Genomic DNA, 26,988 nt, shown 5'->3' on the forward strand with positions numbered 1-26,988 from the left:
ATAACCAGCACCGTTTGCGAGAGGCGAACGGTGCTATTTTTGCGAACAGAGACAGAACCTCCTATTTCCGAACCGTTGAAGGGGTAATACCTTTATACTGCTTGAATAGCTTGGTAAAGTAATTGGGATTGTCGCAGCCCACTCTCCCGGCAATCTCAGTCACAGTGAAATCTGTCTCGAGCAGCAATCGTTCTGCTTCATTTACTCGGCAAAGATTAACATAATCGATGAAGGTTCGGCCTGTTAGCTTCTTAAAGGTTTTGCAGAAATGATAAGGATTTAGATTTACAGATCTTGCGGCGCTTTCTACGGTCATTTTGTCATCGAAATGGTTCTCCATGTACTCTAGTAGTGGCTTAAAACGTTCGCGATTAAAGGAATGCCGCTCATTCGTTCTACCAGAAACCTGTTCAGGTAGAAAGGTGCGAGAGAGCAGCACAAAGAGTAAATGCAGTTGATTCTTGATGACCAGTTGAAAAGCAGGACCTTTCTGCAGTACTTCATCAACGATGGTATCCAGAAGAGAAAAATATGTGGAGCAGGTGGGTACAAGCTCTGCAGGTTTGACTGGCAGCTGATAACGATTCTCTAAATAAGGGACTACAAACTGCTCATGCTGAGGATCCTGCTTCCAATCCTTAAATAAAGAACTATGGAATACGACGGAGATAAAACGAACATGATCATCCCTCAGACTGTATCCAACATGCAATCCTCCAGAGGGAACAAACAATACCTCTCCGGCATGCAGTTCATAGGGCTTGCTGTCTATGTGAAAAATGGCGCTGCCTTCCTGCATAATGATGATTTCGAAATGCTCATGCCAGTGCAAAAAAAGGATATTCTGACCGATCTTTGCGTTCTTGCATTCATTAAAAAATAATCGGAAGGGATACGTTTTTTCTTCTAATTGAGGATATTCTTTAAGATCATTAGGGTAACTCATATTTCACACAACTCCCACAAGATACGACTATATAAACACAAGATAATAAGAGTTTTAAGCTCAGAACCAGTATATACTCGGGTTATAGCACTTACTATAAACCAATATTGGAGTGGTCACAAGATGAAGGATACAATGCGAATTGGAACATTAGTAGGCGGCGGCGACGCTGTAAGAGTGATTCCGCAAATTGTAGGGCATGGATTTGAATCTTTTAGCTTAACCTTCTGGCAAACTACAGGGGAAACAGATCTCGTAGAAACTGGAAAGCGTGTGCAAGAGCTTGCAGCAGAACATGACTTCGTGATCTCATCTGTAGGGATCTTCGGCAATCCTTTGACGAATACAGGTGATAATTCCGATGCAATCGCGAGCTGGGAGCGACTGATTGATCATGCTCATTTGTTCGGAACAGATATGGTATCAGGTTTTACAGGAAGGCTGCCAGGGGTATCCATTGATGAATCTATTCCGAAGTTCACCGAGGTGTTTGGAGAGTTGTCCAAAAGAGCAGCGGATCGCGGTTTGCGAATCGCGTTTGAGAACTGTTCCATGGGTGGAGACTGGGGATCAGGTGACTGGAATATTGCTCACAATCCATTAGCTTGGGAGAAGATGTTCAATGCTGTGGCTGCTGATAATATAGGGCTCGAATGGGAGCCATGTCATCAGATGGTCCAATTGATTGATCCGATTCCGCAGCTACGTAAATGGACAGATAAGATCTTTCATGTACATGGTAAGGATGCCACCATTGCTTGGGATATCGTAAAAGAATATGGTATTCATGGCCCCAATCCTTATGTATGGCACCGTACTCCGGGCTTTGGAGATACGAACTGGACCGATGTTATTTCTATTTTGCGTCAGGCAGGTTATAAAGGTACGATTGATATTGAAGGCTGGCATGATCCTGTTTATCGGGATGAGCTGGAAATGATGGGACAAGTACATGCTTTAAATTATTTGAAACAATGCCGGGGCGGTAGCTTTGTACCTAATCCGCTGTAACCGTAGAGGGGGAGAATGATGACAGCTCAGTACCGTGTAGCGGTTGCAGGTTGCGGAGGAATGGCTAACGCCTGGATTGAATACGCTTTATCACGTTCAGACATTCAGATCGTCGCTCTCGTAGATATACGTTTGGAGTCAGCGCAAGCGATGGCAGCAAAGCACGGAATTCCTTGTCTAACGTTTACTGACATTAAACAGGCGATTCAAGAGACCGAAGCTAACCTTGTCTTTGACGTTACAGTTCCGGGAAGCCATTACAGTATTTCTAGCACTGCATTAGAACATGGTTGTAATGTGTTTAGTGAGAAGCCACTAGCCGAAACGATGGAAGAATGCACTAAGATTGTTGAAATCTCAGAAAGAACCGGAAATGCCCATGCTGTGATGCAAAATCGCCGTTATGACCCTCGTATTCGTACTTTACGTGGCTTAATCGAGTCTGATACCATTGGGAGAGTAGGGTATATCGGTGCTAGCTTTTTCCTCGGCGCTCATTTCGGGGGGTTCCGTGATGTCATGGAAAGTCCTCTACTGCTGGATATGGCGATTCATACCTTTGATCAGGCTCGATTTATAAGTGGAGCCAATCCGATATCTGTTTACTGCCAGGAGTTTAATCCACCCGGATCATGGTATAAGGGGAATGCGTCGGCAGTCTGTATCTTTGAGATGTCGGATGGGTCTGTATTTACTTATCAGGGGTCTTGGTGTGCAGAAGGTGCCTCTACCTCTTGGGAAGCAGCTTGGCGTCTGAATGGGGAAAAAGGAACTGCGATTTGGGATGGTCATGAAATGCCATATGCAGAAGTAGTCGTAGCAGGAGATCAGAGTGATAAATTTATTCGTGATGTTGAGCGTGTAAATGGAGAGATTGTTGATATGGACAAAACCTTTCATCAAGGATGTTTGGAGGAAATGTTCCTGTCCCTAGCAGAAGAGCGTCCAGCAGAGACGAATTGTAGAGATAATCGGTATAGTATGGCAATGGTATTTGGAGCGCTGGAAAGTGCTAAAACAAGTCAGAAAATTGATCTTATCCAGTTCATGAGTGCTTCAGAGCTGTAAATAGTACTTGTGAAATAGAAGCAATGCCAGCAAGGAGAAAGATGAATGGAAATCAGGGCTTATCGAGAATCGGATATTAGTCAGCTTATTTCATTGTTCTATGAGACGGTTCATTCTGTAAACAAACAAGACTATTCACAAGAACAGCTTGATGCTTGGGCACCTAAAGAGGAAAAGTCCCTCAAACTTAATACATGGAGCACTTCTTTACGTCAAAATATTACTTATGTAGCCGAACTGAAAGGATACATAGTTGGCTTTTCGGATATGACGTTGGAAGGACATTTGGATCGTCTTTATGTCCACAAAGATTTCCAAGGCCAAGGCGTAGCCTCTGCTCTCGTGAACAAGCTTGAATTGAAAGCGAGAGAGCTTGGTCTTCATGAGATGGATACCGAAGCAAGTATTACAGCTAAGCCCTTTTTTGAACGACAGGGATACCAGCTTTTGATGAAACAAAGTGTAGAACGAAAAGGAGTACTGTTAATTAATTATCGGATGAGTAAAAAGCTGATTTAATCAAAAAAGCAGATTGCTATGGTGAGCAGTCTGCTTTTTAACTAATGAAAGAAGATCAATCAACAAGCTTTATTTGGATGAAGAATAACGACTTATAAAATTAGCAATTCCATTTGGAACGAATTTGTTAACTTCATGATTAAACAGGTCTGTATAGTTTGCAGTGATTACTTTACTTGGTACTAACGTTAAATTTGAAAAATATTGCTTATTCGCCTTATCATAGGCGGATTTATTCAATTCTTTTTGATTTACATAATAGCTTGGCAAATCATCCGTTTTTTCTTGATCTGGAATGTCGGTCAAGAATATCTCCTTGTCATTAAATTTGGTTCCTTGGAAACTAATCTCGAAAACCTGCAAATTAGAATTGTACGAACCACTGCCATCTACAAAAGAGATATAACGTAATGTTCCATCTTTTTTGTTCTTATAGAGATGTAGGCCACGATTTTCATCGCGCGGTAGAAATCCACCCATACCTACATTAAATATACCCTCTGAATTATCCTTCAGCTTTCCTTGGTAATTGAATGGAATGATTTTTCCATTTTGGACGGTTAGAGCAATGTTGATGGGCTGAATGAAACGAAAAGAATACCCATGTATAAGTTCGGGAGTACCATCAAAGTTCAAATCTACTAAAGTGAAATAATTGAAGTTATCGTCATAAGACCTGTCTCTAGTAGCATCCATTAATGTTTTCTTGATATACTCAGAGTAAAGTGTCTTCCATGATTTTGCAGTTGCTGCTTTTGCTGACGCAGTAATTGGAACACTCCCCAATAATAAAAGTAATGTTACTATGATCCATGCAGTTCGCTTCATGACTCATTAGCTCCTTATCATATTACTATGTACTGGAAATTAATATTACTATTGTTAGATAATATGTTCCAGTAATAATATGGTATATGAAGGGTGTTTAGTCATAAATCAGTTTCATTAAAGCCTCCGAGTCAAAACGATCTCCTTGCACTAACCATTGACCATCCACATCAAACATAGTCAGTATTCCCTCCAAAGGGACACGTTTACTTTCTTTGTCATCCTTATCCAACAAAACAAGATCACAAGTATATTTTAACTCAACAATATCTTTCTTTTGATCGGAGAGGGTGAACTTTAGGTTATCTGGTTCTAAAGAAAGCTTCTGTTTATTAGCGATTTGGTAAGGGATAGTTGTGATTCGGCTCCCTATAGCCTTTTCGGTATAGTATTCAGTAAAATACGGTTTCATTTCTTCATTCCGCGCTAGAATGGATTCAGTAGAAAACAACTCATCAGAAACCTTGACAGTATATTCAACATTTTTGTACTTCTCAGCGGCCTTAGTGGCATCATCCACTTCTGAGCTACATCCCATAATTAACGATAGTGATAATAAAATTATACTCAAAATCAATGATGATTTACGCATTCGAGCACCTCCATGTATTTGATTCTGTCTTATTATACTTATATTACCATACATTGGTCTCGCGAATTTAAGAAGGAAATGATTCAATTCCCTAAATATGGTATGGTGTAAATAGTACTATCAAAAACCTAAAGGGATGGGATACACTTGAGTTTTTTTCCTATTACATACTCACTCTTGTCAACAGACGCGTTATTATTACATATTCAAGATCATTATGATATTCATGAACCCGTACAGCTGCAGTATTTTCTTAGAGGTATGAACGATACATATATTTTAGAAACAGCACTGGAAAAATACATTTTTCGTGTGTATCGTGCGGATAGACGGAATAAATCGGACATAAATTTTGAATTAGAATTATTGAACGATTTGCATGGAAAAGGTGTGAACGTCTCCATTCCTATTTCTCGGGTAGATGGGATGATGATTAACAAGTTTTTGGTGCCTGAGGGTGTGAAGTATGGCGTTATGTTTAGTTTTGCTGTAGGAAATGAAAAGCCTATTCATGCGGTAGAAGACAGCTACTTATTTGGCCAGTCAGTTGCACAAATCCACACAGCTACGGACAACTTTAAGAGTGCACATGTAAGAGGTAAACTTGATTTTGAGCATTTAATTGAGAAACCGCTTCATATGATCAAACTGCATATGAAGCATCGACAAGAGGATTATCAGTTCCTGTATGACCTTGCCAAACAATTAAAAGCGCAGATTGAAGTTCATCTGGAAGCGGGGCTCGACTGGGGCATCTGCCATGGCGATTTGCATGGGAATACGAATGTGACTTTCACGGACGAGGGGAAATTAACTCATTATGATTTCGATATTTGTGGTTACGGATGGAGAGCCTATGATATCGCAGAGTTTAGATTAGCAAGAGAGATTCATAGTGGCCATAATAAAGATGAAGTAGAGCGGTTATGGGCAGCATTTTTAAATGGATACAGAAGCTTAAGAAATCTCAGTGACAATGATATTAGTGCTGTTCCTATGTTCGTTGCGCTTAGACAGCTTTGGTTATTTGCTTTATGTTTCAGTGAGGGTGAACTTATTGGTGCCGCTGACTTTGACAATGGATTTATCGATAGTAAAATGGATTATTTCAGAAATTTAGAGGTGATCAAATGAAAAATGAGCTGGGCAGTGAAGAGATTTTTAAAGAAGTTATAGACTCTGAAGAAGAACTAAGGTCAATGTATGGGTATCCCAGTGAATTGGTAAATAACAAGAGTATAACCCTTATCGATCACCATTGCCGAGATTATATTTCCAAATCACCGTTACTCTTTATAGCAACAAGTGATTCATCAGGTAATTGTGATGTATCTCCGCGTGGGGATGCTCCAGGTTTTGTATATGTGTTAGACGACAAGCATTTAGTAATTCCTGAACGGCCTGGTAATCGTCGTTTTGATTCTATGCGCAACATCCTCTTAAATTCAAAAGTGGGCTTGATATTTATTATTCCTGGATTGGAAGAAACCTTAAGGATCAATGGACAGGCAAGAATTATCAAAGATCAAGAAATAATGGTTCATATGGAGGCTCAAGGTAAACTACCGAAATTGGGCATTGCCGTTGAAGTAGAAGAGTGTTATATGCATTGTGCTAAAGCCTTTAAGAGATCACATCTATGGGATGATACGTACTGGCCCTTGAAAGAAGAGCTGCCTAAACCCTCGGTAATCATAGCCGATCACGCGAAAAAGCTTGGGCTATCTCAAGACGATGTCTCTAAGTCTTTAAAAGACAGCTACGAGAATCGCTTATATTAGATATGAGAGGAATAAAAGAGATGAGTAGAGCTCTAAAGCTCACTGTTGGGAATAAAGTAGGACTTATTGCTTGTTCTGATGGCATAAAGGTAGAGAACCTAACTAAAGTAGAAGAATTAATTAGAATTATGAACTCGTTTGGACTTGAAGTAGTGATCTCCAACACCTTGTTTAGAAGGAATGGTTATTTCAGTGGGAGTCCTAAGGAAAGAGCAGCGGAGCTGAATCTATTATTTAAAAATAATGAAATTCGTGCGATTTTTGATATTTCAGGTGGGGATTCCGCGAACCAGATCTTGGAGTATTTAGACTACGACAATATTCGAATGCATCCTAAGCCTTTTTTCGGAATAAGTGATTTGTCCGTTATTTTGAATGCTTTATACACGCAAAGTAATGCTAAATCCTATCATTATCAGTTGATGACTCTTGTTTCTTCTGATGGGGCGGAGCAGCAAGCTGCTTTTTATCGAACATTTTTCGAAGGGCATAATGATCTTTATGATTTCAAATATCATTGGATTCGTGGGAACCAGATGAGCGGGATTGTTATTGGAGGGAATATTCGATGTTTTCTGAAGCTGGCAGGAACCAATTATATTCCAAACCCTTCGAACCAGATTTTATTCTTAGAAAGTTTAAGTGGCAGAGCGAACAAAATCGTCTCCTTATTTGCCCAGCTGCAGCAAGTTAGAATCTTTGATAAATGCGCTGGAGTAATTCTTGGGTCGTTTACTGAACTTGAGCGCTATAATGAATTTTTAATCGTTGAAGAGTATCTGAAGGAGATCAGCCGGATTCCTATCGTGAAGACGAACGAGATCGGGCATGGTAGTGATAGTAAGTGTCTTATTATTGGAGAGAATATTACCTTATAAGGAAATAATTTTGATAATCCATTAGATGTAAAAACAGGGAGAGTTGTCGTGGAAACAAACATAATCGAAAATAAAAAAGATTACAAACCTTTAGGAGTATCAGGACTTGGGGGATGGTTGATCCTCGTACAAATAGGTCTTTATGGGACGATTATCATTCAGATCATGCAGTTTTTCCAGAACTCTTCCATGATGTTTGACACCGAAGTCTGGACTGCACTAACTTCAAGCGAATCAGAGTTTTATCATCCTTTATGGGGAACTACCGTTGTTTTTGAAATCGTATTTACCCTAGCGCTATTACTTTTTAGTGTATATATTCTAGTTCATTTCTATAGACGAAAATCGATATTACCTCGATTATTAATTTTTTTTTATGTGGTGGTACCCGTAGTTGGAATCATTGATTATGTCCTTCTTTTACAAATTCCACTTGTCAGAGAACTTGAAACGGGACGGTCACTCCGGAATGTTATTAGACCTGTGATGACGAGTGCAATTTGGATTGCGTACTTCATGAAATCTGAACGTGTACATAATACTTTTATAAAGTGATTTAGCAAAGGTCTATAAAGGAGAGTTATGATGTCTACACTCAACTATCCCACTAAAGAAGTATTGAAAAATGCTATACATACTGCGTATTTGTCTCTTGATAAAGAATTTGATGGCATTGAGAATACTCAAAAAGACATTCGTATGGAAGAGGTTGATCGGACACCAGCAGAAATCATTGCGTATCAATTGGGTTGGTTGAACCTTGTGATGAAATGGGATAGGGATGAAAAAGCAGGAAGAGCCGTCATTACGCCTTCACCGGACTATAAATGGAATCAACTTGGCGGATTATATCAATCGTTTTATCATTCATATGCTACCTGCACATTAGACGAATTAAGATCTTTATTTAAAGAAACGGAACATCAGTGGCAGAAATGGATTGATTCTTTAAATGATGAAGAGCTTTTTACGCAAGGAGTCCGGAAATGGACAGGAAAGAATCCAAGATGGCCTATGGTCAAATGGATTCATATCAATTCCGTTGCATCGTTCCAGACTTTTCGTTCGAAAATTCGTAAATGGAAAAAGCACAATGGTATTAGCTCAACTAAATAACAGCAGACCAAGCCCCTGTCTAAGAGAAGAAATCTCTGAAGCAGAGGCTTTTTTATGTGAATAGAGATTAGTTTTATGTAGAGGAGATGGGATTAGTGGAAGAGAATGTATATTAGTATGCAAGAAAAGATATCCCGTACTTCTAGATGAAACAGGAGTATTTTTAATAACCCCAAAGGAGCTACTTTTATGATGAAAAAAAGGAAAAAGAAATTCATCATCGCTGCAATTCTTTCTATCTTTCCAATGTTACTAGTAGGTAGCTACATGTTAAATCCTCAACCTGTTCATGCGATGATGGTCGACTTTTCTAGTATGGAGGAGCGTGTTGAACATGTTTATGTGGAACCTGACATCCCTGTGAATATGGAGGATATGATTTTAAACGATCTCACACAATCTAAAGAGAGAATTTCAGAGGTTTTTGACGGGTTACAAGCTAATCCAACCATTTTATTCGTTCAATCTTCTAAAGCCTTAGAGAAATATGCTCAAAATAATCGAACAGCACAAACTTATTATACGTATTGGGGACATTACATCGTTGTCGGTCCTGATGGATTTAATGAGGATGTGATAGCTCATGAACTGTTGCATAGTGAGCTAAGAACGAGATTAATGAATAAGGATAAGGTGCCTGTATGGTTTGATGAAGGGTTAGCAACCGTAGTTGATCATAGATATATAAGAGATGAAAGTCTAAATTTAGATCATATTAATGATTTAAGTAGTAGAGATGCTTTTTATGAACCCTCACAAGTAAAAGCAAATTATGAAATCGCCCATTCAGAAGTTGTCAGATGGTTTGGGATCGTAGGAAAGTCAGGCTTAATGGAACTTATTGAGGGATTAAATCAAGGCGGAACGTTTAATGAACTGTATAAAGCAATCGAATCCCGTAGATAAGGTGGGGAAAAGATGAAGAAGTTCATTATTATATTTCTAGCCATTGTTGCTTTGCTACCAATACGCTCTATGAGCGCGGACTGGACCTATTCTTTTGTTGTTTACTCAGGCAATATTTATGAAATATCATCAGAAGAACTCGTCCCTTCGAATGAAATCGATAAGAAGATAGGTCAAGTAACCCGATATTCAGACCATGAAGGAACATACAGCGGCAGCTTTTCAAATACTTACCCTAAAGGAACGCCATATTATTCGATTAAGAATACTGATCCAAAAGAAATCATTGCCATTCAGACCAACGAAGCTGAATTTGTCAAAGCCATAAATAAAGGTCAATATGCCAACGGTCAATTGGAAGGTAAAACGATTTGGTTTTTTATAATTGGGTCTTTAGTTATTGTGTTATTAATAATATGGATAATAAAACGAAAATATCGTTAGGAAAAATGAAACCTGTTACTTTGATTACGAAAGTGTATGATTCGGGGTTAACCAAGTTGTAATTAATAATTATATCCTTAGTATTTTTGCTGGAGATATGTGTTTTTGTTGTTCTTCTTGTCATTTGGAAGGTGGATTGGAGGATTGGATAACCCATGACAACCAAAAGAATACAAAACATCGAGAAGATTTTTAATAAAACAACAAGTTCTAAACATATTCATGAAGGAGTCATTTTCGTAGAGAACACCAATGGCGACTTCTCTTACAGCAAAGAATATGGAGGCAAGGATGTTGACTCCCCGTTACTAATGGCCAGCATCACCAAGCTATTTACTACAACCTGTATTTTAGGTTTACTAGAGAAAAATGAACTTTCTTTGGATGATAGGCTTACAAAGTATTTTGATAATGAGCTGTTAAGGAATATCCATGTGTTTGGTGGCAAGGATTATTCATTTGATCTGACCCTATCCGATTTGTTGTTTCAGACCAGTGGGCTACCGGATGTGTTTGAAGAAGGAGGAAATAGTGCTAAGAGTCGTGCCATAGAGGAGGACTATTACACAACCTTCAGTGAGCAGGTGGCGCTGGTAAAGAACCTGAAACCACATTTTGCACCTCGAACTAAGCGAAAAGCATACTATGCCGATATAAACTTTGACATGCTTGGTGAAATCGTTGAGAAAGTAACAAATACAACATTAGCTGATTCTTATAAGAAATACATATTTGAACCACTAGCATTCGAGAGTACATATCTACCTGAACATGAAAATGATATTATACCGAATATCTATTATATGGATAAATCTATTTATCGACCCAAAGTGATTAGAAGCAGCCGTGCGAGTGGAGGATGTATCACCACTGCTCGTGAATTAATGATATTTACGAAGGCTTTCTTTGGAGGCAAGCTGTTTAATAAGGAGTTGTTTGAACAACTATCGGCAGCTAATAAACTTCAAGTATCCATGGGACCTATCTACTATGGCAGTGGTTACATGAGAATTCCTTTGAATGGGTTGATTACGCTTTTTATGGGCAAGGGAGAGTTAATGGGGCACTCTGGATCAACAGGATCGTTTGCTTTTTATTATCCGATTAAAGATTTATTTATGGTGGGAGATTTGAACCAGATGGGTAATGCTGCACTACCTATAAGGCTATCGATGAAGCTTGCTATGACAACGAAATGATGATGAAAAGGCGGATACAATGGAAAGTATATCAAGTTTAATCAAAAAGTTATCATGGGGCACACCCGAAGAGGAAAAAGAAGATGCAATTAAGAAGCTACAATATATAGAGGAAGAGAATCTTCATTTGTTACTGCAGCCTATTTCAAAAGACTATTGGGATGGAGCGGCTGAAACAGTCGTGCGTTTGGGATATCCACGTGTGAAGAGTGTACTGACAGGTTTACTTGAATGGTTACAAGATACAAATTGGCCAGGTGCGGGGCAAATATCAGTTTTTTTACGTGAAGTAGGGGATCCGTTGATTCCATATGTTAAAAAAGTACTAAATCACCACAGCGATGATCAAGAATGGGTGTACAATATATTTGAAGAATTAATAAATCATTGGAATACGAAACAAGTGCTACAGATTCAAGAAGAATTAATTAAAATTTCACAGGAAAAAGCTAGTGATCTTACGGCATTAAGAATCCTATTAACTCATAATGTGTACTCAAAACAAGGAGTCTGTGAAATCATCCAGCGTAAAAAAGATGCCCTTGTATTTGAACTCAAGGAACTTCATGATACGCATCCTGAAATTGATTGTGAAGCACTTAATAAAGGATTCAGTGAAACAATCTTCAAACAACCAAATTTATCTAAAGAGTATCATGAAGACAATATGAACCGGTTTATTATATGTAATGCTATTTCAAACCTCGAAAATAATTTAAGTGAAATAGAGATTTTTACAGCAAAGTGTCTCACTTAATCAGTCTATATGTATTTAAAAAAAGGAGACTTACCAGTGAACAATGTCAAAGTCCTTCATTATGATGCTTTTTCGCCCTATCCGAACAAAGGAAATCCTGCGGGAGTAGTGTTAGATGCGGCTCATTTAAGTGAAAGTGACATGCAATCTATTGCTCACAAGGTCGGCTTTAACGAAACAGTTTTTGTAGTTTCATCAGATGTAGCTGATTTAAGGCTTAAGTATTTTACGCCAGGCCATGAGATCGATCTTTGTGGACATGCTACAATGGCATCTTTATTTGCTTTGAAAACAAAGGGGATTCTTGGAGAGGTTAGCTCGGTAAATATTGAAACAAATGTAGGAGTGCTACCCATTCGATTTAGCTTCGATAATAACAACCAATTAATGATAAAAATGAAGCAAGATCATCCGAAGTTTATTGAATTTAACGGTGATAGAGCCGAGCTTGTGCACGCCATAGGTTTAACCCTTGATGAGGTAGAAGAGGATCTGCCTATTGTGTATGGTTGTACAGGTGCTTGGACGCTATTAGTCCCTGTTAAGAATAAAGAAAGTTTTAATAAAATGAAACCGATAAACCGGTTGTTTCCAGATATTTTAACGCAGCTTCCAAAAGCATCGGTACACCCATTCGCAATTCTAAATGACAATCCGCACGTACTCATGCACGCTAGACATTTCTCATCGCCTTATTCGGGAACCGTTGAAGATCCAGTAACAGGTACAGCGTCAGGTGTGATGGGGGCCTATTATTTGAATTATATTGATACGCATCTGGATTCGATTCTATTTAATGTAGAACAAGGGCATGAGATTGGTAGAGCTGGAAAAGTGAGTGTTGACGTATATCGAAATGAATCCGGTGAAATGGATGTATTTATTTCTGGAACCGCAGTGTTTGTTAAGGAGTTTGACATATGGAGCTGATAAAACATACTCATCTTGGAGTATATGGTGTCTTAGTTATTAACCATAGAGTATTACTAATTAAGAAAGCAAGAGGCCCTCATACGGGGAAGTGGGACTTTCCGGGTGGATCTATTGAGTTTGGAGAGGAACCGTATGAGACTCTTAAGAGGGAGTTTTGGGAAGAGACAGGAATTACAAGTTTAAAAGGGGAACTTCAAGATTCTATTTCCTATACTTTAATTTATCCATACAGTGATACTCAGCTAGAAGAATTACACCATATAGGGATCATATATGAAGTGGAATTACTAGATTTGAATTATGAACTAAAGACTGATGGGGATGAACAAGACTCTCTAGGCGCCCAGTGGATAGACATTGAACAATTAAACACCCTAGAATTAACACCTTTCGTTAAAAAAATACTGTTGGGTTCTTATTAATAATAGGGTTTCAGAACTTGTCACTAAGTTCTGAAACCCTATTATTTGTTCTTAAGACCACCTGCTTACATATTTACAAGTGTCCCCTTATTCAATATTGATATAGCTGCTGCAATAAGGATCATACCCATAAAAGCGGGTGCGGCGTGACCAAGTGACACATAGATTTGTCCTCCAATGATAGGCCCAATCATTCTAGCTAAAGCCTGGATAGATTGGCTACCTCCCTGAATCCTTCCTTGTTCACTAGAATCGACAGACTTGGAGAGCATCCCATTGAAGGAAGGCCCAAAAATCGAATCACCAAAACCGAATATAAACATTCCAGCAATAAAAAGAGGATAGAATGAGAACAAAGCGGATGCTGCAATAAGACTGTAGCCTATAATCTCCGAAAACATTCCAAGAGTTGCTATCTGTTTATCACTAAGTTTCTTCAAAAGCTTTGGCATTATGAAACCTTGTGAAATGATGTCTTGAAGGCCCATTATTGAAAACATAAGTCCGATTAGTGCAGGCTTCCAACTGAAAGTATCCATAGTGAATTGTGAAAAAACTGCCTGCAAAGATCCGTTAGGTATCCAAAGGAAGAACGCTGAGACAAGTAGCCTATTTAAGTTTTTCATAGAAAGTAAGTTCGCAAGCTGTGAAAATGGATTCAGTCTTACAAAGGTAATCTCTTTCAGTCTATTCTTCTTATCAAGGCTCTCAGGCATAAAAAAGAATCCATAAACAACGTTCAATAAAGTTATTATTGCTCCAAAATACAAGGGTACAGAATAACCAAACTTAGCCAGTAATCCGCCTATAGTTGGGCCGATGACGGTGCCTACACCTACAACCGCACTCACCCATCCGAAGTATTTGGTTCTCTGTTCTGAAGGAATAATGTCTGCAAAATATGCGAAGATCGTGCTTATACTCCCGCCTGTTATACCTTCGATTATGCGTCCAGCAAAAAGTACCCATAGAGCACCTCCAATACCAAAAACGAAATACCCGATTGCGGAACCCAAGAGGCAAACTAAGAGCAATGGACGACGACCATATTTGTCGCTCAAAGCTCCAAGTATGGGGGCTGCAAAAAACACGCAGACTGCATAAACAGAGGTCAGCAGCGTAACAATTATAGCTTGTTCTCCCGGATTGCTTGTATAAGGCTGCACTAAGAATGGGACGACAGGCATTATGATACTGAAGCCGATTCCGCAAAGAAACACAGAAATAAGACCGAATATTAAAGCGTGTTTATCTATGGATTGTTCTGTGTTCTGTTTATTGTGTGATCTAAATAAGGACATATAAAATTGCTCCTCAAATGTTATAATTTTGATTCCTAGGAAACATGTTTATCTTAATGAAATTATGTTTCCTTGTCAACAAAATAATAACAATAAAAATGCAGCTCGTTCTCAATAGAGCCCGGCTGCCTGTAATTTCATATTCATTATTTATATTTATTCCGACTTAATATCTATCCCCATTTTCTTTATTTCTTTATCCAAATGCCTATTATACTTCTCGACGAAACTAAGCATACTTTCAAATTGTTCCTCGGTTATTTGCTCAAATACAGCTTTATCCCGCTCTTGAAACTCTTTGTGCAGATCCTCATGGATTTTATAAATTACTTTTCCTTGCTCAGTAAGCCTAAAATAGATTTCTTTCTTGTTATCCGACTTCTGGTAGCTTTCGATAAGGCCTTTTTCTATGAGCTTCTTAGTTAATTTACTGATGGCGCCGCGAGTCATATAAAAGGACTCCGCAAGTTTTGTCACGTTGGAATCTACATTTTTTTCAATGTATTCAATACAATGTACTTCGGAAGATGTATACCCCTTAAGACTTTCTTCCATCTTATCTTTATTAAGCCAAACGATTTTATTATATAGGTCCCTGACACCCATTAGGATCTGTTCTTCCTTGTTCATGACCTATCCTCCTACCCGTAAGTGCATTAGCAATATTATATTAAATTTTTGTTTCTGTTTCAACAATATTAAAGATGAGTAAACATTCTACTGATTGCAGGATTCAACGAATAATTCGATTGCTAAACGATGAAAAGCGCTGGTGATTTCCAATAAAAGTAATATTGGACGAGCCATTACAAGACAGTGTCAAAGTATCAATAATAGTTGTTTTGTCATATACCTTTGAAAGCGCTTAGATATTAAGATTGGTTCATAAGGTCGCAGATCAACGGAAGGAGAGTAGAGGAGAACCAAGGCTGCAAAAAGAGAGAAGGCCATGCAAGCTGATTTAATTATAAGAATCTAGGTTTAGGAGGACTTACATATGGCGAACGCAAGCGTCGCACCAGACAAGACATCAAGACCGAATCTGGGCAAGCATCGGACCAGCGGGATAAGACGCTTTTTTAAGCAAATAGATCTACAGCTTATGGTATTGCCAGCACTCGTTCTAGTTTTTATTTTTGCTTATATCCCCATGTACGGTATTCTAATCGCTTTTCAAGATTACAAGTTAGGTAATAGTTTTATTAGCAGTGATTGGGTTGGATTAAAGCATTTTATGTACTTCTTTAGTGCTCCTGAATTTGAAGTAGTTATGAAAAATACAATCATAATCAGCTTACTGAAGTTCTGTTTTGGATTTCCTGCACCGATTATTTTGGCGTTAATGCTGAACGAAGTTCGTAAAATGTTCTTTAAACGGGTTATTCAGACCGTTACATACTTGCCTCACTTTTTATCTTGGGTGGTTATCGGCTCAATGGTTACCTCGATGCTATCCGTAGATAATGGCAGTATAAATATGCTGCTTGAGAAATTGAGATTTATTGATGAACCGATTAACTTCCTATCTATGACCGAGTATTTCTGGGGCATTTTAGTTACAACCAATGTATGGAAGGAAATTGGTTTTGCCTCGATCGTTTACTTAGCTGCCATTGCTGGTATTGATCCGCACTTATACGAAGCTGCTTCGATGGATGGTGCGAGTCGCTTTAAACAGATATATTTGATTACGTTGCCTTCCATAATGCCAGTTGTGATCATCTTTATGATTCTGGCTATCGGTAATCTGGTGAATGCAGGATTTGAAGATATTTTGATCCTTGCTTCCAATCCGGCTCTACGAGAAGTATCAGATTCAGTTGATGTATATGTTGTACGTGTCGGTATAGATAACTTCAGGTACTCCTATGCGACTGCTATCGGATTGTTCAAGGCCGTTATCAGTGTGACATTACTTACCTTTGCAAATTTCATTGCCAGAAGAGCAGGAAACAGCTTGTGGTAATGAATTACTCAATATAGGGGGACTGAACTATGAAACGTACTAACATAGGAGACCGATTATTCATTGGATTCATATATGTATTCTTGACCTTACTGGCATTTTCCGCGTTTTATCCATTTTGGAATTCACTTGTGATTTCTTTTAACGAGGGAATGGATACTTCCAAAGGCGGAATTACTTTCTGGGTCCGCGAGTTCACGCTAGAGAATTATAAGATCGTATTTGAAGATTCTCGTTTAATGGGTGGATTCGTCATTGCTACATTAAGAACGGTAATTGGTACTGTAACAGCGATATTGGCGACTTCGATATTTGCTTATGGGATGTCAAAGCGTGAACTTATGGGTCGAAAATATTACATGATTATGTGTATCATTACTATGTATTTCGGTGGGGGACTCATTCCGTCATACATGCTAATCAGAAGTTTAGGCCTCTTCAACTCATTTTGGGTGTTTATTATTCCTGCACTTGTCAGCGTATGGAATATGATCATATTTCGGACCTTCTTTCAGGGTCTACCGCAAGGCTTAGAGGAGTCAGCAAAAATTGATGGCTGCGGATACTGGGGAACTTTTCTCCGAATCGTACTTCCCTTGTCAGGACCTGTCATCGCAACATTATCGTTGTTCACAGCAGTTAATCACTGGAATGAGTGGTTCGTAGCGAGTATTTACATTACGAAGGAAGAGCTAATGCCGATTCAGACCATCTTGAGACAGATATTGTTCTCTAATATTGCTTCAGAACAGCTGTCTAATGTAGATGCAAGTTCCATTGCTCATATTAACTCAGCCAAGAAAATAACGTCGAAGTCATTAACGATGGCTACGATCATGGTTGCAACCATTCCGATTGTATGTGTGTATCCATTCCTACAAAGATTCTTCGTTAAAGGGGTCTTAGTCGGATCATTGAAAGAGTAGAATGAGATGGGGTTTAGAGCGTATTGCTTTGAACATAGATTACAAATTGAAAGGGGAAAATACATTGAAGACTAAGAGAAAGATGCTTCTCGGAACGTTGTCTACCTTGCTACTATCGACTGTGGTGGCGGGTTGTGGTGGCAACAATTCAAGCGCTCCAGCTGCAACTGCTGAACCAGTGAAAGAAGGAGGAACAGCGGTTAACACAGCAACTGAAGCTCCAGCGGCTGATTTGTATGAGTTAGGGAAAGAACCGCTTGAAGTATCCTTCTACGGAAACTACGGCTGGTATCAAATGCCGAAATGGGGCAAGGATGCCGCTTCTAAATGGATTTTAGATAATTTGAAAATCAATGTCACTGGTATTAGCTCCGGTGGTAATAATGCTCAAAAACTGCAAACAATGATCGTGGGTAACGAGCTGCCGGATATTGTGTGGACTGAGAAAGGTGCTGACGTAGAACGTCTTCGTCAAGCAGATATGCTAGTTCCTTTGGATGAATACATTGATAAATATCCAAACTTTAAAAAATACTTAACAGCTGGACATTTGGAATTGCTTCGTTCTCCTGATGGAAAAATCTATCAGCTGCCGAATTATTATACAACACAGCCAAACGGAAATGCCGGTTATGCGATCAATAAGAAAATTTACAAAGAACTCGGTTCTCCTAAGCTAGAGACTACGGATGATTTGTATGCTTACTTAAATGCTGTTAAAGCGAAGTTCCCAGATGTTATTCCGTTTGAGACTGGCTTAGCGAAAGATGGTAACGGTATTGACCAGTTGTTCTCCTCGTTTAAAGAGAATAACCTTTCCTATACTAGAATATACGCTGTACCTGATGGCGACAAAATGGCTTCCATTTACAAAGATGAAGGGTTCCGTGAGTCCGTTGTCTTTGGTGCTAAATTAATGCGTGAGAAGCTTATGACACAGGATGCGAATACCCAAACAGAAGACCAAATTAGAGAGAAAGCGATGAATGGCAAGTTCGCAGTGATTGCGACATTCGATCCGATGAAGTTGCTCGCTACTGCTGATGAAGAAATGAAGAAGAAAAATCCGGAAGATGGTTACATGTTTATTAAACCAATCTACAAACCGGGCTTGGATCAAAGTAAGATTACTCCGGGAACTTACAATCAGCTAGGCTGGAACGTTGCTACAATTACTAAAAACGCTAAAAATCCAGAAGCTGTATTCGCTATGCTTGACTGGATGACAGGTCCAGAAGGTTCTATGGTTCTGAACTGGGGTCCTCCAGGACCAGACGCTTACTGGGATGGCTTTGAAGCAGATGGACTTACTCCTAAATTTAATAAAGATAAATATCTAAATGAGCCAGAAGCATTATCTGAAATTAGCGGTAAGGCTGGTGACTTGGTTTGGGTAGGAAACACAGTTTTCTTAGATAATACGAAGAAAATGATGTTGCAAACCCTTCCAGCTGATAAAATCGACTTTAGTAACCGTTGGCAGATGGAAGTAACGTGGGCTTCACAAGGTGACTTTACGGAGTTCCTAAATTGGGATCCGGCTCCCGACAGTGAAGAAGGTATTATCAGACAAAGTGTCAGAGATATCTGGTTAACTGCTAGAGCAAAATCAATGTATGCGAAGACTGATGCAGAAGCATTAGCCATTCTTGATAAAGCGCACGATGATTCCATGAAGGTTGGTTATGAGAAATTCCTTGATTATGTTACAAAAGTATGGACTGAAAACAAGAAAGCTTTAGGAAAATAATCATTAGGAATGCGAAGGTTTGCTACTAGGCAAGCCTTCGTTTTTACGTTCGATTCTGATGACTCCGTGTTTATGAGCTGATAGACAAATTAATGAATGGTATACTGGAAAAGAGTAATGGTAGAATTTACAGGATTTTCAGGGTTAGATTTAAGGCATTTCAAAGGGGGACTTGTTGATGTACAACGTATTATTAGTAGATGATGAGATGCTTGATTTAGAAGGTATGAGACAATTCATTCCTTGGGATGAGCTTGGTATGGAAGTTGTGGAGGCAGCAAATAACGCGTTTACCGCATGCGATATTTTAGATCAGCATGTGATTGATATTATCGTTAGTGATGTGAATATGCCGAATATGTCGGGTCTAGAGCTGGCCCGGATTGCCATAGAGAAGAAAAAGGATATACGCGTGATATTTGTAAGCGGTTACCAAGATTTTAGCTATGTGAAGCAAGCATTGTCACTAAAGGCGTATAGCTACGTCCTTAAGCCAATGGATGACAACGAACTCATTGCTGCACTTCAGAAAGTAAGGCAAGATTTAGACGATGAACGAAAACGTCGTGACGTCGAAGAAGCCTATCAGCATATGATTCCAATGGCCAAAAATGATTTGTTGATACGCTTGTTTGAAGGAGAATGGGAAGGGGATGAGAAGAGCCATGCTGGAATGTTGTCACTTGTAAAGTCATACGGTCTGGATCAGCTGAATTGGCCTGTTCGTGTAGCTGTCTTGGAGCTGGACTATTTCAACTGGCTTCAAGGACAGGATAATCTATCTAAACATCAAATGGCCAAGGACTTCCTTTATGAAGTAAATAGAATAGGTCAGAAGCATGGTATGCCACATTGCTACAAGGTATCGTCTTACCGGATTGCATTATTGATTAACGAACAGGAAATGGGAAATTTCACTGAGGATATTTTCGCCTCGATTCGTGCGAAGTTTCCAGTCACAATGACTGTGGGTGTTGGGAAACCAACATTTTCTATGGAACAGGTCCACATCTCCTATCGACAAGCTATGGAGGCTGTGGACGGAAAAATGTTCATTGGTAAAGGCAAACTTATTATGTATGAAACGGTTAGCAGCGAACCTGGGATGATTGACGCTCGTATGTTAGATACCCGCATGGATACGCTGTTTAAAGCAATGAAAGAGTATGAGTTAGTTCTTATTTATGATGAGATTGACAAACTGTTCCGTTCTGTAAGTAGTTTGAGATCCAAATTCACTATTCATAATCTGGCCATGTTTATCATATGGAAGCTGGATCAGCAATTAAAGGATGTTAACGAGGATTTATTTGAAATATTAGGGATGGAGATACATAGCTTAGATGTTCTACACCAATTCGATACGATCAGTGATATTCGCTCCTGGCTCGTACTTAAAACATTTGAAATCTCAGAGTATCTCCGTAGCAAATCTGATTCTGTGAACCATAAACTTATTAGAGAGATTATCCAAATGATGCAGGACAGAATGAGCGATAACTTTACGCTTAAAGATATTGCGCAGCAGTTCTCTTTCTCGCCTAACTATTTGGGCTATCTATTCAAAGAGGAAACTGGGAAAACGTTTAGTGAAGTACTCACACAGCTTCGAATGGATCAAGCCGGCAAGCTTTTAAAAGATCCAACATGTAAAATCTATGAAATCGCTAGCAAAGTAGGCTATCGTTATCTCCCATATTTCAGTAGACAGTTCAAAGAGGCTTATGGTATGACACCTATGGAGTATCGTAAGCGCGACAAGTGATGGGGGATGGTGTTCAGTGAAAAAGCGAAGTAGACATAAGTATGTGCCGATTGGCTATAAGTTAATGCTGACGTATATGTTTTTTATTATTATTCCTATTTCCCTAATCGGGTTCGTCTCGCACTCCATGTATAATGATTCATTGCGCGAGCATATCAATACGAATATTAAAGGAACGTTATTACAGATTCGTGACAACATTGATTATAAAATGGACGAGGTCACTCGAATATCGACACAATTATACAGTGATTTTGATTTCTATCGAAATCTTCGGAGTTATGAGGAAGGCTGGGAAAATTACGACCGGATGTCTAAGAAGGTATTGCCGAAGCTTGACGTAGCTATTCAATCTACAGGTGTGAAGATTGGGATGTCGCTATTCTTAAAAAATGAATCGATCCCTGAGATCTATTCGAATTCACTTGAGGGCTATCTTGATAATAGCAGCTTTTATCATCTCTACCACATGAAACGGATTGAAGGGAAATCCTGGTATTATGATTTTCCAGCTGAAAAATACGCTGAAACTATGAAATGGTGGCAGATCGAGAGCGATGTAGAGAATAATCGCATCTCGTTGCTCCGTAGACTAATTGATACATACGAACCTCTTAAGCCTAAAGAGATTGGATTCCTACGGATTAATGTAAGGATTCCAGATCTATTTGACAGTGTCAATTATACGAAGATTGGAAAAGGAAGTAATTTAATTATAAAGAACGAGTTTGGAAGAACAATGTATCAATCGGGTGAATTACCGGAGAACTATACCAATGAAGCCGAGCTGAATAAGGATTACCTGACGATTAAAGAAACCATTATGGTTGCTAACCAAGCCTGGCAATTAATCGCTCTTGTTCCGATTGCAATCCTAGAAAAGGATGCAATGAAGGTACGTTTGTTTATTATTTTAATGTGTCTCATATGTTGTGTGGTCTTTAGCTTCGTGGGCATATTTATCTCCCGTTATTTTTCAATTCGGATTAATAAGTTTGTATATGTGCTTAATGCCTATCGGGAAGGAGATCTTCACAAACGTATTAAATATCGAGGGAAGGATGAATTCTCTCAGATAGCAACCGCGTTAAATGATATGGGTGAAAATATTGATATGTTGATTAAAGAGGTATATCTGACGCAGCTCCAGAAGAAGGAAGCGGAGCTTGAGATTCTGCAATCGCAAATCAATCCCCATTTCTTGTATAATACTTTATCATCTATTGTTCAGTTAGCTAAATTTGGTCAAAATGAGAAGCTACAGAAGATGGTACTGGAATTAGCGAAGTTTTACCGCCTAACGCTTAATGAAGGTCGTACGATGATTCCGGTTCCAACGGAAATTGAGCAGGCGAATGCCTATTTAGAAATTCAGAAAATAAAATATGGTGACCGCTTAGAGGTCATGTTTGATTTTGATACAGAGATTTGGCCTTATGAGACCATTAAACTGATTCTACAACCCTTTATAGAGAACGTGCTCAAGCATGCTTGGTGTGGCGATCACATTCATATACGAATTGTTGGTCGGAAGGAAGGCGATCATATCCTGTTCCGCATCATTGACGATGGGATAGGCATCAGACAGGAACGTATCGATCAGATTTTTGATTCGAAGGGGCACACGAACACAGGTTACGGGGTCCGTAATGTGGATCAACGCATTAAACTGCAATATGGACCAGAGTATGGCGTGACAATTTTTAGTCGTGTTGGAATTGGCACTTCAGTTCAGATTCGGATTCCTGCCAAAAAAAGAAAGTAAGCGGTATTGCAGTTATGATATAGAGAAGGGGTCATTAAGCTAGTTATTGCTAGCTTAATGACCCCTTTGATTGTTCAAGTGAAAGTTAGAAACCTTTGTATTGAGGTTCTTCTGACTCTAATTCGGTTACCCGATTTTCAACCTGTGTAACGATTTGTTGCGTTTGCTCAGCTGCATTTGTGAATAAAGTTTTTGCACTTTCGTTTTGTGTTTCAAGTGCAAATTGCTCCAAGCTCGCTTGAGCGCCTTTTAAAGAAGATAAACATGTTTTAACTTGTGAGGCTACTGTCATTAGGTTTCTCTCCTCTGTTTTAAGTTTCTAGCATGACGTTTCCTATTGTCTTCAACCGTTACTTTAGTTATGCAGGAAAAAAATAGAAGCTTTACACGTTAACCGATTTCCATAAATAAGTAGTCTAATTTAGGATTGAATGGACCTTTTTTGACAAATAATGAGTGTTACTAAACAAGTGTTGATTTAAAAAAGGAGGGAAATTGTGATGCCGGAGTGGTTGGAGGTTGTAGTACGAACACTCTTTGCTGTGGTTGTGCTTTTCTTTTTAACTAAATTACTGGGGAAGAGACAAGTATCGCAGCTTTCGTTCTTCGAGTATATTACGGGGATAACCGTCGGCAGCTTAGCCGCCTATATTTCTTTGGATACGGATAAGTATTGGCATTTAGGACTCATTGCACTGATTGTATGGGTCGCTTGCTCTTTAGGAATTGAATGGCTTCAGATGAAGAGTAAAAAAGCAAGAGACTTCATTGACTTTAAGTCCACCGTTCTTATAAAGGACGGGAAAATACTCGAAGATCATATGAAAAAGGAACGTTTAACAACGGATGAATTATTGGAAGAGCTACGAAAAAAGGATGTATTCAATATATCTGAAGTGGAATTTGCGATTATGGAGTCTGATGGAGCGATTAATGTTCTGCTTAAGAAGGAGTATCTCCCTCTATCGGCGAAAGACCTGGGTGTGAAGGTTGCCCCACAAAAAGAGTCACAAGCCGTCATTATGGATGGAAAGGTATTAGATAAACCGTTAGATACCTTAAATCTGACACGCAGCTGGCTTGATGGAGCGCTAGAGAAAATGGGGCTAACCGTCGAGAATGTATTTCTCGCTCAAGTTGATTCTTATGGAGAGCTGACAGTTGATTTGTATGCCGACAACTTTAAAGTTCCACAGCCACAAGATAAACCACAATTATATGCTTTGCTAAAGAAATGTGAAGCAGATCTGGAAATGTTTAGTTTGTCGACAGACAATGAAAAAGCTAAAAAAATGTACGAACAATGCTCAGAGCAATTGCAAGCATCTTTGAAAGTGCTAAAGCCTTTAATCCAAAGTTGATGTGCTAACAAACCTCATACCTAAAAGCAAGAAAGAACCGGTTTTTCGCATCGGTTCTTTTTTTCGTATCCAGCTAAATGGAGTAAGAAGTATAAACCTCGTAAACCATTGGCAAACTAAGCCAGATTCGCTAAGTCACAACCCAGGGGGTATACAGCCTATGTCAGGAATTTTAGAAACCATTAAAGATCAACTGGAGGGATGCAGTGATGCAGTGTATCAGTCCATTTCTGTTCATGGGCATACCTGTCTTTTGATTTTTTTACCCTCCATTATCGATTCCAAGACACTTCATGATAGTATTGCTTTGCCGCTGAAAACAGAAGCAGAAGCGAAGCTGGAATGGCCGGATTTTTTAGAACGGTTAGATCAAGGTGTTGTTTTTCCTATCCCATATCTCAAGGCATTTGATTTACAGAAGATCGTAGATCTGATCGTTGCTGGAAAAGTAGTGCTTTGTATAGAGGATCTCCCTTATGTTTATTATTTTGAAATTACTCAATATCAAAAAAGATCAGTGACCGAATCACAAAATGAACTTGTTGTTATTGGTCCTCAAGAGGCATTCATTGAAGATATAGAAACGAATCTCTCTATGCTTCGACATAAAATTAAACATCCGGATCTAAAAACCGTTCATTATTCGATTGGGAAATATACAAAAACTGATGTGTATGTGGTCTATATTGAAGGACTTTGCAAAAAAGAAATTCTAGCTGAGATTAAACAAAAACTAGGCGAAATAGATATTGACGGGATACTAGGTATTAGTTATATATCAGAATACTTAAGAAATGGTAACCTCACACCATTCCCGGTATTTCAATATACAGAACGGCCTGATTCGGTGGCAGCATCTTTAATGGAAGGCCGGATTGGAATCATACAAGATGGCACACCTACGGCAATGCTTGCTCCGACATCATTTTTTACTATGCTGCAATCCTCTGAAGATTATTATCAAAGCTTTTATGCAGCAAGCTGGATTCGTTTAGTTCGATTTCTATTCTCAATCATTTCCATGATTCTTCCATCCCTTTATGTAGCAATTACAACCTTTCACCCGCAGATCATTCCACCAAACCTGTTAATTACGATTGCTTCAGCTAGAGAGAACATTCCTTTCTCAGCTCTTACTGAAGCGTTAATTATGGAGCTTACCTTTGAAGCGCTTAGAGAAGCTGGGACTAGAATTCCAAAGCCTGTAGGGCAGACGGTATCCATTATTGGAGGTATCGTTATTGGTCAGGCAGCGGTCCAAGCAGGAATTGTATCTGCTCCAATGGTTATTGTTGTTTCTATTACCGGAATCGCCACCTATATCATTCCTCATTATGAGCTGGGTCTGACTTTCCGGCTTCTTCGATTCCCGTTACTTGTTATGGGTGGAACAATGGGACTGCTCGGGGTATATATTACAGCTTTTTTGATTTATGGACATTTAGCTAATTTAAGGCCGTTAGGTGCTCCATATTTGCAACCCGTTGCCCCTCTTGTGTTACGAGACTGGAAGGATACATTAGCGCGCTTCCCCTCGAACTTTATGACGAAGCGCAGTAACCTCTTTACAGATAGAAATAAAAGGAGACAGAAAGAGAAATGAGAATCCTGAAGCTAGGAGTTATTGTAATCTTGCTCCTAAATATAACAGGTTGTTGGTCGTCGAAGGTAGAACTGGATGAACTAACTTTTGTATACGGAATGTTTATCGATGAGGGCAAAGAGCCAGGTACTGTTGAAGTTACGATTAACTCACCCTTGCCCAATCGTCTTAACGCAGCGGGACAGCCTTCAAGTGGCGGTGGAGGAGACGGTAATACTTATTCTACCGTTTCTAAGACAGCAGGGTCGATTGCAGATGCCATGCTGTTAATTCAAAAAGACTTAACACGTCAACTAAGTCTTTCTCAATTGAAAGTTATTGTCTTAGGGAAAACCTATGCTGAACAAGGAATCAGCGAATTATTCCTATGGATTGAAAGAGAGCCAAGTCTGCCTTTAGGTGCGTATGTTATGGCTAGCCCCACAAGTGCAAAAGAGATGAATACTTTAACACCTATTTACGAGCAATTGCCTTCGGATGTACTAAGGAACTTTGGATCAGAGAGGTATTTGTTTTCAACTACGATTAAAGATTGCCTGTTTGCAGAGGCATCAGGTGTAGGATTTGCAATAAACAATCTTTCATTTGGTAAAAAAGAAGAAACGTCGAAAGAGGGAAAGCCGGAGTACTGGGCCGGAATTCAAGGGGCAATGCTGTTTCATAGAGATAAAATGAAAGGAACACTTAAGCTTAAAGAGGGAAGGGCATTAGCTTGGGCGGCAGGCAGTCTTAAGCTGGCAGTTTACACCGTCGAATGGGATGAGGGGAAAAGTGCCGCAAGTGTTGTATTTGTAAGCACAAAAGCATCAAAGAAGCTAAAACATACAGATAATGGACCTGTGTTCACTGTGAATTTAAAAGGGAAAGCTAGTGTGATTTATTTAAGGGACCCAAAAAATAGGGATGCAGAGGAACTCGGTCAAATTATCATTGCGAAGCTTAAAGAAAAAGTCTCTGATAATCTTGCCGAAGCCATTCGTAATACTCAAAAATCAGGTGCTGATGTTTTGCAACTCGGCTTGTTATTGGAATGGAACGATCCAAAGCAATGGAAGCAGATTAGTAAGAGGTGGGAGAATTATTATGCCCATGAGGCTGATATTAAGGTGAAGACAGATTTTAGTATTGTAGATTTTGGAACGGCAAAATAG

Annotated in this window: 28 protein-coding genes; 22 read left to right on the forward strand and 6 right to left on the reverse strand. The window is 39.1% G+C overall.

The window, feature by feature from the left end:
- Positions 1–61: 61 nt before the first annotated feature.
- Positions 62–946: a helix-turn-helix domain-containing protein gene (locus tag NST74_RS13565; protein ID WP_341112528.1), complete on the reverse strand. Its 885-nt coding sequence runs from the start codon at positions 944–946 to the stop codon at positions 62–64.
- Between the two features lie 123 nt (positions 947–1,069).
- On the opposite strand from NST74_RS13565, the gene NST74_RS13570 reads away from it, so the two are divergent.
- Genes NST74_RS13570 through NST74_RS13580 form a run of 3 tightly spaced genes read left to right on the forward strand, consistent with a single transcriptional unit; the run spans position 1,070 to position 3,544 of the window.
- Positions 1,070–1,957 carry a sugar phosphate isomerase/epimerase family protein gene (locus NST74_RS13570; protein ID WP_341112529.1) on the forward strand — a complete coding sequence of 296 codons (888 nt, stop codon included), beginning with the start codon at positions 1,070–1,072 and terminating at the stop codon, positions 1,955–1,957.
- A gap of 18 nt (positions 1,958–1,975) precedes the next feature.
- Positions 1,976–3,025 (forward strand): Gfo/Idh/MocA family protein, encoded by a 1,050-nt coding sequence (locus NST74_RS13575; RefSeq protein WP_341115888.1) that lies wholly within the window; start codon positions 1,976–1,978, stop codon positions 3,023–3,025.
- A gap of 45 nt (positions 3,026–3,070) precedes the next feature.
- On the forward strand, positions 3,071–3,544 hold the full coding sequence (locus tag NST74_RS13580) for a GNAT family N-acetyltransferase (protein WP_341112530.1): 474 nt from the start codon (positions 3,071–3,073) through the stop codon (positions 3,542–3,544).
- Between the two features lie 69 nt (positions 3,545–3,613).
- On the opposite strand, the gene NST74_RS13585 is transcribed toward NST74_RS13580, so the two are convergent.
- On the reverse strand, positions 3,614–4,372 hold the full coding sequence (locus NST74_RS13585; protein ID WP_341112531.1) for a hypothetical protein: 759 nt from the start codon (positions 4,370–4,372) through the stop codon (positions 3,614–3,616).
- Positions 4,373–4,469: 97 nt separating this feature from the next.
- Complete coding sequence (locus tag NST74_RS13590; protein WP_042127350.1) at positions 4,470–4,964, reverse strand: hypothetical protein; 495 nt, start codon at positions 4,962–4,964, stop codon at positions 4,470–4,472.
- Between the two features lie 147 nt (positions 4,965–5,111).
- Here NST74_RS13590 and NST74_RS13595 point away from each other — a divergent pair, with 147 nt between their 5' ends.
- The 11 genes from NST74_RS13595 to NST74_RS13645 all read left to right on the forward strand — a co-directional run bounded on the left by NST74_RS13595 (position 5,112) and on the right by NST74_RS13645 (position 13,400).
- The gene (locus tag NST74_RS13595; protein WP_341112532.1) at positions 5,112–6,098 is read left to right on the forward strand and encodes a phosphotransferase; all 987 of its coding nucleotides are present in this window, start codon (positions 5,112–5,114) and stop codon (positions 6,096–6,098) included.
- Positions 6,095–6,745, forward strand: coding sequence for a pyridoxamine 5'-phosphate oxidase family protein (locus NST74_RS13600; RefSeq protein ID WP_341112534.1), 651 nt, complete (start codon positions 6,095–6,097; stop codon positions 6,743–6,745). Before NST74_RS13595 ends, NST74_RS13600 begins: the two co-directional genes overlap by 4 nt.
- A 20-nt stretch (positions 6,746–6,765) precedes the next feature.
- Complete coding sequence (locus NST74_RS13605; RefSeq protein ID WP_341112535.1) at positions 6,766–7,623, forward strand: S66 family peptidase; 858 nt, start codon at positions 6,766–6,768, stop codon at positions 7,621–7,623.
- A gap of 48 nt (positions 7,624–7,671) precedes the next feature.
- Positions 7,672–8,178, forward strand: coding sequence for a DUF2569 domain-containing protein (locus tag NST74_RS13610; RefSeq protein ID WP_341112536.1), 507 nt, complete (start codon positions 7,672–7,674; stop codon positions 8,176–8,178).
- 30 nt (positions 8,179–8,208) lie between these two features.
- Positions 8,209–8,739 carry a ClbS/DfsB family four-helix bundle protein gene (locus NST74_RS13615; RefSeq protein WP_341112538.1) on the forward strand — a complete coding sequence of 177 codons (531 nt, stop codon included), beginning with the start codon at positions 8,209–8,211 and terminating at the stop codon, positions 8,737–8,739.
- Between the two features lie 189 nt (positions 8,740–8,928).
- The gene (locus NST74_RS13620) at positions 8,929–9,645 is read left to right on the forward strand and encodes a hypothetical protein (RefSeq protein WP_341112539.1); all 717 of its coding nucleotides are present in this window, start codon (positions 8,929–8,931) and stop codon (positions 9,643–9,645) included.
- 12 nt (positions 9,646–9,657) lie between these two features.
- Positions 9,658–10,089, forward strand: coding sequence for a hypothetical protein (locus NST74_RS13625; RefSeq protein ID WP_341112540.1), 432 nt, complete (start codon positions 9,658–9,660; stop codon positions 10,087–10,089).
- 155 nt (positions 10,090–10,244) lie between these two features.
- On the forward strand, positions 10,245–11,288 hold the full coding sequence (locus tag NST74_RS13630; protein ID WP_341112541.1) for a serine hydrolase domain-containing protein: 1,044 nt from the start codon (positions 10,245–10,247) through the stop codon (positions 11,286–11,288).
- Between the two features lie 19 nt (positions 11,289–11,307).
- Positions 11,308–12,045, forward strand: coding sequence for a DUF5071 domain-containing protein (locus NST74_RS13635; protein ID WP_341112542.1), 738 nt, complete (start codon positions 11,308–11,310; stop codon positions 12,043–12,045).
- A 36-nt stretch (positions 12,046–12,081) separates the two neighbouring features.
- Positions 12,082–12,975 (forward strand): PhzF family phenazine biosynthesis isomerase, encoded by an 894-nt coding sequence (locus NST74_RS13640; RefSeq protein ID WP_341112543.1) that lies wholly within the window; start codon positions 12,082–12,084, stop codon positions 12,973–12,975.
- Positions 12,966–13,400 (forward strand): NUDIX hydrolase, encoded by a 435-nt coding sequence (locus NST74_RS13645; RefSeq protein ID WP_341112545.1) that lies wholly within the window; start codon positions 12,966–12,968, stop codon positions 13,398–13,400. The genes NST74_RS13640 and NST74_RS13645 overlap by 10 nt, the downstream gene beginning before the upstream one ends.
- Positions 13,401–13,465: 65 nt before the next feature.
- On the opposite strand, the gene NST74_RS13650 is transcribed toward NST74_RS13645, so the two are convergent.
- Both NST74_RS13650 and NST74_RS13655 read right to left on the reverse strand, forming a co-directional pair.
- On the reverse strand, positions 13,466–14,701 hold the full coding sequence (locus NST74_RS13650) for an MFS transporter (protein ID WP_341112546.1): 1,236 nt from the start codon (positions 14,699–14,701) through the stop codon (positions 13,466–13,468).
- 156 nt (positions 14,702–14,857) lie between these two features.
- Positions 14,858–15,331, reverse strand: coding sequence for a MarR family transcriptional regulator (locus tag NST74_RS13655; protein WP_341112547.1), 474 nt, complete (start codon positions 15,329–15,331; stop codon positions 14,858–14,860).
- Between the two features lie 367 nt (positions 15,332–15,698).
- Here NST74_RS13655 and NST74_RS13660 point away from each other — a divergent pair, with 367 nt between their 5' ends.
- From NST74_RS13660 to NST74_RS13680, 5 genes are all read left to right on the forward strand, one after another.
- Positions 15,699–16,667, forward strand: a complete 969-nt coding sequence (locus NST74_RS13660) for an ABC transporter permease (protein WP_341112548.1) — start codon at positions 15,699–15,701, stop codon at positions 16,665–16,667.
- Positions 16,668–16,696: 29 nt separating this feature from the next.
- The gene (locus NST74_RS13665) at positions 16,697–17,593 is read left to right on the forward strand and encodes a carbohydrate ABC transporter permease (RefSeq protein WP_042127373.1); all 897 of its coding nucleotides are present in this window, start codon (positions 16,697–16,699) and stop codon (positions 17,591–17,593) included.
- Between the two features lie 64 nt (positions 17,594–17,657).
- A complete protein-coding gene (locus NST74_RS13670; RefSeq protein WP_341112549.1) occupies positions 17,658–19,343 on the forward strand; it encodes an extracellular solute-binding protein in 1,686 nt (561 codons plus the stop codon).
- Positions 19,344–19,521: 178 nt separating this feature from the next.
- Positions 19,522–21,108, forward strand: a complete 1,587-nt coding sequence (locus NST74_RS13675; RefSeq protein WP_341112551.1) for a response regulator — start codon at positions 19,522–19,524, stop codon at positions 21,106–21,108.
- 64 nt (positions 21,109–21,172) lie between these two features.
- Positions 21,173–22,873: a sensor histidine kinase gene (locus NST74_RS13680; protein WP_052414804.1), complete on the forward strand. Its 1,701-nt coding sequence runs from the start codon at positions 21,173–21,175 to the stop codon at positions 22,871–22,873.
- An 85-nt stretch (positions 22,874–22,958) separates the two neighbouring features.
- Here NST74_RS13680 and NST74_RS13685 read toward each other — a convergent pair whose 3' ends face one another.
- A complete protein-coding gene (locus tag NST74_RS13685; protein WP_036678243.1) occupies positions 22,959–23,165 on the reverse strand; it encodes a DUF1657 domain-containing protein in 207 nt (68 codons plus the stop codon).
- 208 nt (positions 23,166–23,373) lie between these two features.
- Here NST74_RS13685 and NST74_RS13690 point away from each other — a divergent pair, with 208 nt between their 5' ends.
- The 3 genes from NST74_RS13690 to NST74_RS13700 all read left to right on the forward strand — a co-directional run bounded on the left by NST74_RS13690 (position 23,374) and on the right by NST74_RS13700 (position 26,988).
- Entirely contained in the window at positions 23,374–24,234 is an 861-nt protein-coding gene (locus tag NST74_RS13690) for a DUF421 domain-containing protein (protein WP_341112552.1), read from the forward strand.
- A gap of 160 nt (positions 24,235–24,394) precedes the next feature.
- Positions 24,395–25,837: a spore germination protein gene (locus NST74_RS13695; protein WP_341112553.1), complete on the forward strand. Its 1,443-nt coding sequence runs from the start codon at positions 24,395–24,397 to the stop codon at positions 25,835–25,837.
- Positions 25,834–26,988, forward strand: coding sequence for a Ger(x)C family spore germination protein (locus NST74_RS13700; protein WP_341112555.1), 1,155 nt, complete (start codon positions 25,834–25,836; stop codon positions 26,986–26,988). Before NST74_RS13695 ends, NST74_RS13700 begins: the two co-directional genes overlap by 4 nt.

Source organism: Paenibacillus sp. FSL F4-0125 (assembly GCF_038008565.1).
In the GTDB taxonomy this organism is placed as follows: domain Bacteria; phylum Bacillota; class Bacilli; order Paenibacillales; family Paenibacillaceae; genus Paenibacillus_AQ.

Bases quoted from the DNA above. Each gene is read 5' to 3' on its own strand.
- NST74_RS13650 (WP_341112546.1), bottom strand. From the start codon at position 14,701: ATGTCCTTATTTAGATCACACAATAAACAGAACACAGAACAATCCATA.
- NST74_RS13625 (WP_341112540.1), top strand. From the start codon at position 9,658: ATGAAGAAGTTCATTATTATATTTCTAGCCATTGTTGCTTTGCTACCA.
- NST74_RS13665 (WP_042127373.1), top strand. From the start codon at position 16,697: ATGAAACGTACTAACATAGGAGACCGATTATTCATTGGATTCATATAT.
- NST74_RS13615 (WP_341112538.1), top strand. From the start codon at position 8,209: ATGTCTACACTCAACTATCCCACTAAAGAAGTATTGAAAAATGCTATA.
- NST74_RS13585 (WP_341112531.1), bottom strand. From the start codon at position 4,372: ATGAAGCGAACTGCATGGATCATAGTAACATTACTTTTATTATTGGGG.
- NST74_RS13690 (WP_341112552.1), top strand. From the start codon at position 23,374: ATGCCGGAGTGGTTGGAGGTTGTAGTACGAACACTCTTTGCTGTGGTT.
- NST74_RS13605 (WP_341112535.1), top strand. From the start codon at position 6,766: ATGAGTAGAGCTCTAAAGCTCACTGTTGGGAATAAAGTAGGACTTATT.
- NST74_RS13685 (WP_036678243.1), bottom strand. From the start codon at position 23,165: ATGACAGTAGCCTCACAAGTTAAAACATGTTTATCTTCTTTAAAAGGC.
- NST74_RS13660 (WP_341112548.1), top strand. From the start codon at position 15,699: ATGGCGAACGCAAGCGTCGCACCAGACAAGACATCAAGACCGAATCTG.
- NST74_RS13570 (WP_341112529.1), top strand. From the start codon at position 1,070: ATGAAGGATACAATGCGAATTGGAACATTAGTAGGCGGCGGCGACGCT.
- NST74_RS13565 (WP_341112528.1), bottom strand. From the start codon at position 946: ATGAGTTACCCTAATGATCTTAAAGAATATCCTCAATTAGAAGAAAAA.
- NST74_RS13675 (WP_341112551.1), top strand. From the start codon at position 19,522: ATGTACAACGTATTATTAGTAGATGATGAGATGCTTGATTTAGAAGGT.
- NST74_RS13655 (WP_341112547.1), bottom strand. From the start codon at position 15,331: ATGAACAAGGAAGAACAGATCCTAATGGGTGTCAGGGACCTATATAAT.
- NST74_RS13590 (WP_042127350.1), bottom strand. From the start codon at position 4,964: ATGCGTAAATCATCATTGATTTTGAGTATAATTTTATTATCACTATCG.
- NST74_RS13620 (WP_341112539.1), top strand. From the start codon at position 8,929: ATGATGAAAAAAAGGAAAAAGAAATTCATCATCGCTGCAATTCTTTCT.
- NST74_RS13575 (WP_341115888.1), top strand. From the start codon at position 1,976: ATGACAGCTCAGTACCGTGTAGCGGTTGCAGGTTGCGGAGGAATGGCT.
- NST74_RS13635 (WP_341112542.1), top strand. From the start codon at position 11,308: ATGGAAAGTATATCAAGTTTAATCAAAAAGTTATCATGGGGCACACCC.
- NST74_RS13600 (WP_341112534.1), top strand. From the start codon at position 6,095: ATGAAAAATGAGCTGGGCAGTGAAGAGATTTTTAAAGAAGTTATAGAC.
- NST74_RS13695 (WP_341112553.1), top strand. From the start codon at position 24,395: ATGTCAGGAATTTTAGAAACCATTAAAGATCAACTGGAGGGATGCAGT.
- NST74_RS13680 (WP_052414804.1), top strand. From the start codon at position 21,173: ATGCTGACGTATATGTTTTTTATTATTATTCCTATTTCCCTAATCGGG.
- NST74_RS13700 (WP_341112555.1), top strand. From the start codon at position 25,834: ATGAGAATCCTGAAGCTAGGAGTTATTGTAATCTTGCTCCTAAATATA.
- NST74_RS13645 (WP_341112545.1), top strand. From the start codon at position 12,966: ATGGAGCTGATAAAACATACTCATCTTGGAGTATATGGTGTCTTAGTT.
- NST74_RS13630 (WP_341112541.1), top strand. From the start codon at position 10,245: ATGACAACCAAAAGAATACAAAACATCGAGAAGATTTTTAATAAAACA.
- NST74_RS13580 (WP_341112530.1), top strand. From the start codon at position 3,071: ATGGAAATCAGGGCTTATCGAGAATCGGATATTAGTCAGCTTATTTCA.